General features: G+C 62.3%; 10 protein-coding genes. 7 read left to right on the forward strand and 3 right to left on the reverse strand.

Annotated features, from left to right (window positions below; genetic code table 11):
* Window positions 1-207: 207 nt before the first annotated feature.
* The 5 genes from DMX11_RS18165 (at window position 208) to rlmF (ending at window position 6,614) form a co-directional block, all read left to right on the forward strand.
* A complete protein-coding gene (locus DMX11_RS18165) occupies window positions 208-1,701 on the forward strand; it encodes a leucyl aminopeptidase (RefSeq protein ID WP_110745765.1) in 1,494 nt (497 codons plus the stop codon).
* A 50-nt stretch (window positions 1,702-1,751) separates the two neighbouring features.
* On the forward strand, window positions 1,752-2,180 hold the full coding sequence (locus DMX11_RS18170; protein ID WP_110745766.1) for a DNA polymerase III subunit chi: 429 nt from the start codon (window positions 1,752-1,754) through the stop codon (window positions 2,178-2,180).
* Window positions 2,181-2,185: 5 nt separating this feature from the next.
* On the forward strand, window positions 2,186-2,551 hold the full coding sequence (locus DMX11_RS18175; protein WP_110745767.1) for a DNA polymerase III subunit chi: 366 nt from the start codon (window positions 2,186-2,188) through the stop codon (window positions 2,549-2,551).
* An 84-nt stretch (window positions 2,552-2,635) separates the two neighbouring features.
* Window positions 2,636-5,482, forward strand: coding sequence for a valine--tRNA ligase (locus DMX11_RS18180; RefSeq protein ID WP_110745768.1), 2,847 nt, complete (start codon window positions 2,636-2,638; stop codon window positions 5,480-5,482).
* A 178-nt stretch (window positions 5,483-5,660) separates the two neighbouring features.
* Complete coding sequence (gene rlmF, locus DMX11_RS18185; RefSeq protein ID WP_110745769.1) at window positions 5,661-6,614, forward strand: 23S rRNA (adenine(1618)-N(6))-methyltransferase RlmF; 954 nt, start codon at window positions 5,661-5,663, stop codon at window positions 6,612-6,614.
* Window positions 6,615-6,664: 50 nt separating this feature from the next.
* On the opposite strand, the gene DMX11_RS18190 is transcribed toward rlmF, so the two are convergent.
* Window positions 6,665-6,946 carry an HU family DNA-binding protein gene (locus DMX11_RS18190; RefSeq protein WP_003255106.1) on the reverse strand — a complete coding sequence of 94 codons (282 nt, stop codon included), beginning with the start codon at window positions 6,944-6,946 and terminating at the stop codon, window positions 6,665-6,667.
* Window positions 6,947-7,316: 370 nt separating this feature from the next.
* On the opposite strand from DMX11_RS18190, the gene yejK reads away from it, so the two are divergent.
* Window positions 7,317-8,324, forward strand: a complete 1,008-nt coding sequence (yejK, locus tag DMX11_RS18195; protein WP_110745770.1) for a nucleoid-associated protein YejK — start codon at window positions 7,317-7,319, stop codon at window positions 8,322-8,324.
* 34 nt (window positions 8,325-8,358) lie between these two features.
* Here yejK and DMX11_RS18200 read toward each other — a convergent pair whose 3' ends face one another.
* On the reverse strand, window positions 8,359-8,622 hold the full coding sequence (locus tag DMX11_RS18200; protein WP_256590634.1) for a GIY-YIG nuclease family protein: 264 nt from the start codon (window positions 8,620-8,622) through the stop codon (window positions 8,359-8,361).
* An 82-nt stretch (window positions 8,623-8,704) separates the two neighbouring features.
* Here DMX11_RS18200 and DMX11_RS18205 point away from each other — a divergent pair, with 82 nt between their 5' ends.
* The gene (locus DMX11_RS18205) at window positions 8,705-9,577 is read left to right on the forward strand and encodes a hypothetical protein (protein ID WP_110745771.1); all 873 of its coding nucleotides are present in this window, start codon (window positions 8,705-8,707) and stop codon (window positions 9,575-9,577) included.
* On the opposite strand, the gene DMX11_RS18210 is transcribed toward DMX11_RS18205, so the two are convergent.
* Window positions 9,556-10,041, reverse strand: a complete 486-nt coding sequence (locus DMX11_RS18210; RefSeq protein ID WP_110745772.1) for a nuclear transport factor 2 family protein — start codon at window positions 10,039-10,041, stop codon at window positions 9,556-9,558. The genes DMX11_RS18205 and DMX11_RS18210 overlap by 22 nt on opposite strands.
* Window positions 10,042-10,216 lie beyond the last annotated feature (175 nt).

The following is a 10,216-nucleotide window of genomic DNA, read 5'->3' on the forward strand; positions in this document are numbered from 1 at the left end:
GAACCTCCATGTAAAGTGCGCGCATTATCCTGTGATTGACCGCCCCTGTCACTTGGCCGCGCATGAAGCTGCACAACGGGGTTGTCAGCATGCTTGCCGCAGGCTCAAACTGGCTGCTTTTGCGCTGGCACGCGACGACGCGGCCAGGCCCGTCCAGAGCGCTGCAACGCACAGCGCCATTCGTATCGATCATTCGGGGATCCTGACATGGAACTGGTTGTAAAAAGCGTAGCTGCTGCATCTGTAAAAACCGCCACCCTGGTGATTCCGGTTGGTGAAAACCGCAAACTCGGCGCTGTTGCCAAGGCGGTCGACGAGGCCAGCGCAGGCGCCATCAGCGCCGTGCTCAAGCGCGGCGACCTGGCCGGCAAGCCGGGCCAGACCCTGCTGCTGCACAACCTTGCGGGCCTGAAAGCCGAGCGTGTGCTGCTGGTGGGCAGCGGCAAGGAAGAAGCCCTGGGCGACCGCGCCTGGCGCAAGCTGGTCACCAGTGTCGCTGGCGTGCTCAAGGGCCTGAACGGCGCAGATGCGGTGCTGGCACTGGACGATATCGCTGTCAGTAACCGCGACGCCCATTACGGCAAGTATCGCCTGCTGGCCGAAACCCTGCAGGACGGCGAATACGTGTTCGACCGTTTCAAGAGCCAGAAAGCCGAGCCGCGCGCCCTGAAAAAGGTCACCCTGCTGGCCGACAAGGCCGGGCTGGCCGAGGTTGAGCGCGCAGTCCGGCACGCCACAGCCATCGCCACCGGCATGGCCTATACCCGCGACCTCGGCAACCTGCCGCCAAACCTGTGCCACCCAAGCTTCCTCGCCGAGCAGGCCAAGGACCTGGGCAAAGCGCACAAGGCGCTGAAGGTTGAAGTGCTGGACGAGAAGAAGATCAAGGACCTGGGCATGGGTGCGTTCTACGCCGTGGGCCAGGGCAGCGACCAGCCGCCACGCCTGATCGTGCTCAACTACCAGGGCGCCAAGAAGGCCGACAAGCCGTTCGTGCTGGTCGGTAAAGGCATTACCTTCGACACCGGTGGCATCAGCCTCAAGCCTGGCGCCGGCATGGACGAAATGAAGTACGACATGTGTGGTGCCGCCAGCGTGCTGGGCACCCTGCGCGCCGTGCTGGAACTGCAACTGCCGATCAACCTCGTCTGCCTGCTGGCCTGCGCCGAGAACATGCCAAGCGGCGGCGCTACCCGCCCAGGTGACATCGTCACCACCATGAGCGGGCAGACCGTGGAAATCCTCAACACCGACGCCGAAGGCCGCCTGGTGCTGTGCGACACCCTGACCTACGCCGAGCGTTTCAAACCACAGGCCGTGATCGATATCGCCACCCTGACCGGCGCCTGCATCGTCGCCCTGGGCAGCCACACCACCGGCCTCATGGGCAACAACGACGACCTGGTCGGCCAGTTGCTCGACGCCGGCAAGCGCGCCGACGATCGTGCCTGGCAGCTGCCGCTGTTCGATGAGTACCAGGAGCAACTGGACAGCCCGTTCGCCGACATGGGCAACATCGGTGGGCCGAAGGCCGGCACCATCACCGCCGGCTGCTTCCTGTCACGCTTTGCCAAAGCCTACAACTGGGCGCACATGGACATCGCCGGCACCGCCTGGGTCAGTGGTGGCAAGGACAAGGGCGCCACTGGCCGCCCGGTGCCTCTGCTGACCCAGTACCTGCTGGACCGCGCTGGCGCCTGATGCCGTGAAACCGGTGGCGCCTGGCGCGCCGCCGGCCGGCGATAACGACCATGAGCAAAGTCGACTTCTACATCCTGCCCACCGACTCGCTGTCGGCGCGGCTCGATTTCGCCTGCAAGCTGTGCGAGAAGGCCTGGCGCCTTGGCCACCGGGTTTATCTGCACTGCCAGGACGCCGAGCAGCGCGCCGAGCTGGATCAGCGGCTCTGGCGCTTCAAGGGCGAAGCGTTCGTACCTCACGACATGGCCGAGGTGCATGCCGATGCCGGCGTGGCCCTGGGCCTGGCTGACAATGCCGGTGACCACCGCGACCTGCTGATCAACCTGGGCGCCAGCGTGCCGGCCTTTGTCGGGGAGTTCGAGCGGGTGGCGGAAATCGTCGTCGAGGACCCCGGCATTCGCCAATCGGCACGTGAGCGATTCCGTTTCTACCGTGAACAGGGCTATGCTCTGCAAGACCACCGCTTACAGCGACTTTGACGACGATGGACAAGCACTCCCCCCTGCCCGATTCCGCCCATCTGCTCGACGACCTCGAGTCGATCCGCCAGCTGCTGGGCGACGCCGACCTGCAACCGCCGCTGCTGACCGAAACGGTAGAGCAGATACCACTGCTGCTGGAAGAACCTGCAGGCAACCCGGTGCCGGTTGCCGAACCCACCGCTGTCGAACCTGAGGAAGACCCGCAGACGCGCCGCCAGGACACCCTGTTGCACCTGGAAAGCGAGCTGCGCGCTGCGGCGCAGATGATCATGCAGGACGTGATCAACGACTTCACCCCGCATATCGAGAACGAGATCAAGCGCCGGCTGGATGCGCGGATCGAGCGTTTGATCAAGCGTTCCGAGTAGAGCCGGGTATCGGTGTCGCCTGCGGCCTCCAGCTTGGTTATACTTCCCGGCTTTCCCGAATAAATGCACAGGGTCCCGCCGCGCATGGATAAGACCTACCAGCCGCACGCCATCGAAACTTCCTGGTACAACACCTGGGAGTCCGAGAACTATTTCGCTCCACAAGGTGCAGGCGAGTCCTACACCATCATGATCCCGCCGCCGAACGTAACCGGCAGCCTGCACATGGGCCACGGGTTCAACAATGCGATCATGGACGCCCTGATCCGTTTCCGCCGCATGCAAGGCCGCGACACCCTGTGGCAGCCCGGCACCGACCACGCAGGTATCGCCACGCAGATGCTGGTCGAGCGTCAGCTTGAAGCCAAAGGCCAGAACCGGCACGACCTGGGCCGCGAAAAGTTCCTGGAAAAGGTCTGGGAATGGAAGGACCAGTCCGGCGGCAACATCAGCCGCCAGATCCGCCGTCTGGGCTCGTCGGTCGACTGGAGCCGCGAGCGCTTCACCATGGATGACGGCCTGTCCGAAGCGGTCAAGGAAGCCTTTGTGCGCCTGCATGAAGACGGCCTGATCTACCGCGGCAAGCGCCTGGTCAACTGGGACACCAAGCTGCACACGGCCATCTCCGACCTCGAAGTGGAAAACCACGACGAGAAAGGCCACTTGTGGAACCTGCGCTACCCGCTGGCCGACGGTGCCAAGACTGCCGAAGGCCAGGATTACCTGGTGGTCGCCACCACCCGTCCGGAAACCCTGCTGGGCGACGCCGCCGTTGCGGTCAACCCGAACGACGAGCGCTACCAGGCCCTGATCGGCAAGTTCGTCGAGCTGCCGCTGGTCGGCCGCCGCATCCCGATCATCGCCGACGACTACTGCGACCCGGCTTTCGGTACCGGTTGCGTGAAGATCACCCCGGCACACGACTTCAACGACTACGAAGTCGGCAAGCGCCATAACCTGCCGCTGCTGAACATCTTCGACAAGAACGCCTTCGTGCTGGCCAGCGCCCAGGCGTTCAACCTCGACGGCAGCGTCAACGAGCAAATCGACACCCAGCTGCCGGCCCAGTACGCCAACCTCGACCGCTTTGTTGCGCGCAAGCAGATCGTCGCTGACCTGGACGCCCAAGGCCTGCTGGTCAGCATCGACGACCACGCCCTGAAAGTGCCAAAAGGCGACCGCTCGGGCACCGTGATCGAGCCGTGGCTGACCGACCAGTGGTACGTATCCACCAAACCGCTGGCAGAACCTGCCATCGCCGCCGTGGAAGACGGCCGCATCCAGTTCGTGCCCAAGCAGTACGAAAACATGTACTTCTCGTGGATGCGTGACATTCAGGATTGGTGCATCAGCCGCCAGCTCTGGTGGGGCCACCGCATCCCGGCGTGGTACGACGAGGCCGGCCAGGTCTACGTTGGCCGCAACGAGGAAGAAGTGCGCGCCAAGCACGATCTGGGTGCCGATGTGGTCCTGCGCCAGGACGACGACGTGCTCGACACCTGGTTCAGTTCGGGCCTGTGGACCTTCTCTACCCTGGGCTGGCCGGAGCAGACGGAATTCCTCAAGAAGTTCCACTCCACCGACGTCCTGGTGACCGGCTTCGACATCATCTTCTTCTGGGTTGCGCGCATGATCATGCTGACCATGCACCTGATCAAGAACGAGGACGGCACCCCGCAGGTACCGTTCAAGACCGTGTACGTGCACGGCCTGGTGCGTGATGGCCAGGGCCAGAAGATGTCCAAGTCCAAGGGCAACGTGCTGGACCCGCTGGACATCGTCGACGGCATTACCCTCGACGCCCTGCTGGAAAAGCGCACCAGCGGCATGATGCAGCCCAAGCTGGCCGAGAAAATCGCCAAGCAGACCAAGGCCGAGTTCCCCGAAGGTATCGCCAGCTACGGCACCGACGCCCTGCGCTTCACCTTCTGCTCGCTGGCCTCGACCGGCCGCGACATCAAGTTCGACATGGGCCGCGTCGAAGGCTATCGCAACTTCTGCAACAAGATCTGGAACGCTGCCCGCTACGTGCTCGACAAGGGCGAGGACTGCGGCCAGAACGGCGAAGCCTACGAGCTGTCGCTGGCGGACCGCTGGATCATCTCGCAGCTGCAGCGCACCGAGGCCGAAGTGACCCGCCAGCTCGAGCAGTTCCGCTTCGACCTGGCCAGCCAGGCGCTGTACGAGTTCATCTGGAACCAGTACTGCGACTGGTACCTGGAACTGTCCAAGCCCGTACTGTGGGACGAAAACGCTCCGGTCGAGCGCGCGCGCGGCACCCGCCGCACCCTGGTGCGCGTGCTGGAAGTGGCGCTGCGCCTGGCGCACCCGTTCATGCCGTTCATCACCGAAGAAATCTGGCAGCGCATTGCGCCGCTGGCCGGCATCGAAGGCAAGACCATCATGCTGCAACCGTGGCCTGAGGCTAACGAGAGCCGCATCGATGGCGCTGCCGAAGGCGACATCGAGTGGCTGAAAGAGCTGATGGTTGGCCTGCGCAACATCCGCGCCGAGATGAACATCGGCCCAGGCAAGCCGCTGCCGCTGTTCCTGAAGAACGCCAACGCTGACGACCAGCGTCGCCTGCAGGAAAACGAAGCGCTGCTGAAGAAGCTGGCCAAGGTCGAGTCGTTCACCGTGCTGGGTGATGCCGACGAAGCGCCACTGTCCGCTACTGCCCTGGTCGGTGACCTGCAAGTACTGGTGCCAATGGCCGGGCTGATCGACAAGGATGCCGAGCTGGCGCGCCTGAACAAGGAAATCCAGCGCCTGCAGGGCGAAGTGGCACGCGTGGGTGGCAAGCTGTCCAACGCCGCCTTCGTCGACAAAGCCCCGCCCGCTGTGATCGAGAAGGAACGCGCCAAGCTGGCCGAGTCCGAGCAGGCCTTGGCCAACTTTACCGAGCAGCATGCGCGGATTGCTGCGCTGTAATCACTAGAGAGACCGTTGGGGCTGCTGCACGGCCCTTTCGCGACACAAGGCCGCTCCCACAGGACGGCGCCAACCTTCAAGGCGCCACCCTTCTGTGGGAGCGGCCTTGTGTCGCAAAAGGGCTGCACCGCAGCCCCAGGTTCTTCAAACCACCGCTCGTATAGGGCTGGACACTGCCATGACCCCGAACAAACCCACCCTGCACCCGCGCAACCGCCACCAAGGCCGCTACGACTTCCCCAGCCTGATCAAGGCCCACCCTGACCTGGCACGCTTCACCATCACCAACCCCCACGGCAAACCCAGCATCGACTTCGCCAACCCTGAAGCCGTGCGGGTGTTCAACCGTGCCCTGCTCAAGGCCCAGTACGGCATCCAGCACTGGGACATTCCCGCCGACTACCTGTGCCCGCCAATTCCCGGCCGCGCCGACTACATCCATGTAGCCGCCGACCTGCTGGCCACGGACAACGTTGGCGAAATCCCCAAAGGCGCTCAGGTACGTGCGCTGGACATCGGTGTAGGCGCCAACTGCATCTACCCGCTGCTGGGCCACAGCGACTACCGCTGGCGCTTCCTCGGCTCGGACATCGACCCGGTAGCCCTGGCCTCGGCCAAGGCCATCGTCCAGGCCAACAACCTCGGCAAGGCTATCAGCCTACGCCAGCAGACCAACCGCGGGAGCATCCTCAGCGGGCTGTTGCAAGCGGACGAACGCTTCGACCTCACCCTGTGCAACCCGCCCTTCCATGCCTCGCGCGACGAAGCTACGCGCGGTAGCCAGCGCAAGTGGAAGAACCTTGGCAAGCAGGACCCCAAGCGCAAGCTGCCGGTACTGAACTTTGGGGGCCAGAACAATGAACTGTGGTGTGAGGGCGGCGAAATCCGCTTTGTCACCCAACTGGTCGGCGAAAGCGTGCAGTACGCCGGGCAGGTGCTGTGGTTCACCAGCCTGGTATCCAAGGCCAGCAACCTGCCAGGGATCGAAGCCGCGCTGAAGAAAGCCGGGACCAAGGCCGTGCGCATCATCGAAATGGGCCAGGGTCAAAAACAGAGCCGCATGGTCGCCTGGAGTTTCCACGACGATGCAACGCGCCAGGCCTGGCACGCCATGCGTAAATCACAGGCATGAAAAAACCGCGCCCGGGCAAGCCGGGCGCGGTTTCGTCAAAGCTTCAACAATTACTTGTTGATGGCGTCGGTCAGCACTTTGGCTGGAACGAACTTGACGACTTTCTTGGCAGCGATTTCGATGGCAGCGCCAGTCGAAGGGTTGCGGCCGGTACGGGCAGGACGCTCGGAGACTTTCAGCTTGCCGATGCCTGGCAGAGTGATTTCAGCGCCGTTTTCCAGCTGGTCGGCAACGATCTGGCCCAGTTGCTCCAGAGCGTTCTTGGCGGTGGCTTTTGGCGCGGCGATCGATTCGGCGATGTCGGCAATCAGTTGGTCTTTGGTCAATGCCATGGTGGTGTTCCTTCCCTATCAAATTCGATGGTTATGCAGCGAACTACGACGTTATCGGGCCAGCCCCTTGAAATGGAGGGCCGCGCCAATCGCGTATGTAGATACGTAAATCGGCGTTTGGTTCGACACGCCGACAGCAAGCTGCCAGCAATGCGCCACACAAGGGGCGCAAGACCGCGCAAAGCTACCACAGGAACGGATAAATATCCGCTGCGCACTTCGATTTAATGCAGGTTTTTCGGGGGTTTCAGCCTAAAACGCACAAAATTGAACAAAAAACGAACAACCGGCATTTCTGCCAACATCCGGCCACTGCATCACCTGATGTCTGGGTTAAACTTGACGACTTTTGCAGCTCGCCGAGAATCCCATGCCAATCCGTCATTGCATCGTTCACCTGATCGACAAAAAGCCCGATGGCAGCCCCGCCGTACTGCATGCCCGCGACTCCGAACTGGCCGCTTCCGACGCCATCGAAAACCTGCTCGCCGACCTCAACGACAGCTATAACGCCAAGCAAGGCAAGGCCTGGGGCTTTTTCCACGGCGAGTCTGGCGCCTACCCGCTGAGTGGCTGGCTGAAGCAATACCTGGATGAAGAAAAAGACTTCACGGCCTTTAGCCGGGTGGCCGTCGAACATCTGCAAAAGTTGATGGAAGAGTCCAACCTGTCCACCGGGGGCCACATCCTGTTTGCCCACTACCAGCAAGGCATGACCGAATACCTGGCGATCGCCCTGCTGCACCACAGCGAAGGCGTGGCGGTGAACGCCGAGCTCGACGTGACCCCTTCCCGCCACCTTGACCTTGGCCAACTGCACCTGGCGGCGCGCATCAACTTGTCCGAGTGGAAGAACAACCAGAACTCCAAGCAATACATTTCGTTCATCAAAGGCAAAAATGGCAAGAAGGTTTCGGACTACTTCCGCGACTTCATCGGCTGCCAGGAAGGCGTCGACGGCCCGGGCGAAACCCGCACCCTGCTCAAGGCCTTCAGCGATTTCGTCGAGAGCGAAGACCTGCCGGAAGAATCAGCCCGCGAAAAAACCCAGACCTTGGTCGAGTACGCCACCACCCAGACCAAGCTGGGCGAGCCGGTGACGCTGGAAGAACTGTCCAGCCTGATTGACGAGGACCGGCCCAAGGCGTTCTACGACCACATTCGCAACAAGGACTACGGGCTGTCGCCAGAGATCCCGGCAGATAAGCGCACCCTCAACCAGTTCCGCCGCTTCACCGGGCGGGCCGAGGGGCTGTCGATCAGCTTCGAGGCGCATTTGCTGGGGGACAAGGTGGAGTATGACGAAGAAGCAGGGACTTTGATTATCAAAGGGCTGCCGACCACTCTGGTGGACCAGCTCAAGCGGCGTAAAGACTGATAAGTACCGGGGCTGCTTAGCAGCCCAGGCCATCTCAAGCCGAGCCGATGAGATAAGACGCCACCAGCGCCTCCTTCGCCGACTTGCGCAGCCGCTTTACCAGCCGCTCCTGGCGCAATGCCTCGCCCTTGTCCGGCCATTGCTCCACATAGACCAGCGCCTGCGCCGGGCTGGTCTTGAAGTAACGGGCGCCTTGCCCTTTCTGATGCGCCAGGAAACGCCGCTGCGGGTCATCGCTGATACCGCAGTACAACGAGCCATTGGCTGCCCGAACCAGGTAGACATACCAGGGTTTCATTGCCTGATCCGGAACTTGTTCACTCACGACGCCTGCTCTTTCCATCATTAGTTTGGTGAGCCCACTCATTGAGGGCTTCATCATGCTCGACTCATATACCCGCACCGGTCTGGGTGCAGCGCTGCTTGCGGCTGCGTTCAGCGCCCAGGCCTCGATTGGCGCACGAACCGCCGAACAGATGCAGAACAACTACAACGCCACCCCGGCGCAATGCGCGGGCAATGCCGTACCGGCCCACGCCTGTTCGGGTGTGCTGCTCAGATCAACCAAGCCTTCGCCGCATTACCACACCTGGCATCATAGCCAGAACAGCAAGGACAAGGGCGGCGTTTCATTCTCGTACTTGCGTCGCGATATTCCCACAACGCGGTTGGCTGCCGACGGCCGCAGCGGCTTCACCCTGTACCCTCTGTTGCAGCGCCCAAAGGGCTCGCTGTGGTATGAAATGCTCTGCGCCTGGCCAACTGACGGCGACTCGTGGGAGCGCGATACACGGGGCTGCGGCGACAATCGGCAATCCGCTGAAGTGGAAGCCGCCTGTCACGAGCAAGGCGTGCTCACCGCCGAAGACTGGATGGCCCGGTTCAGCGAAAGCGGTGACTACAAACGCCAGTGTGCGTTTGATGTCCGGCGGGCCCGAGTGCCGGAACGGGCCGACGCCTTCTATCAAAGCGTACGCGCCAAACAGCTGTATGCCCAGCGCATGCCATTCCCGTGGAACGAGATTGTGATCGGCACCTGGGATGAAGCAAACGCCGAGAAGCTGCCGATTCAATCGTTCTTCCATATCGAAGGGGAGCATGGCGCATTGCAGCAGGCACAGGCAGACCAGCAGGACTGGCACAACACCAATGGCACTTTCATTCCGGTAATCCGCATTCGACTACCGGACAACCTGCAGGAAAATGCCCGGTTCAGTTACCACGAGGGGGATCAGGCAGTGCCTGCGCCTTGAGCATGCTGGTACGCCCGCAGGCCGTTGAACGCTTGCTTGCGTACCTTGTTCTGCAGCATTGGCGACCAGCCTAGCAGTACGCCAGGCACACCCAACGCCTGCCGCGACCAGCGCCACAGGTCGAAAGTGTCGTCATGCTGGCAGATCAGCCCATCGCGAATCACAAAGCGCGCCTGAATGTCATTGACCACCACTCGGCCAGTCTGGCTGAACAGGTAAGTCGCCACCCAGTGCGCGCCCCCACCACGCTCATCGGCACGGACACTGTCGTAGGCCAGGGTGAAGTTCTTGGCTCTGCTGGTGAGCATCCGCCACATGTCGCCAGCGTCCCGGCCACGCAGGGTGCCGAAGACCGGGTCGCTGAAGACGATATCGTCGCTGTAGCAGGCAATCATCGCCTCGGCATCCAGGCGCTGGAAGGCTTGGTAGAAGCGTGTGATCAGGTCGCGGTTGGCGTCGCTCATGTGGGGATAGTCCGTCCTGGGGTCGAAAGCAGCACGATAAGCTGCACCGCAGGCTTACGCCAGTGCCGGCCTGTTCGCGGCGATTCGGTGCTTCGATGCAACCGCGAACAAGCTGGTACAGGCAACGTCTTTCTCAGACTTTTTCGCTGCTGACCTGCACATGCAGCGCCCGCCC

Source organism: Pseudomonas sp. LB-090624 (assembly GCF_003205205.1).
Taxonomy (GTDB): Bacteria; Pseudomonadota; Gammaproteobacteria; order Pseudomonadales; family Pseudomonadaceae; genus Aquipseudomonas.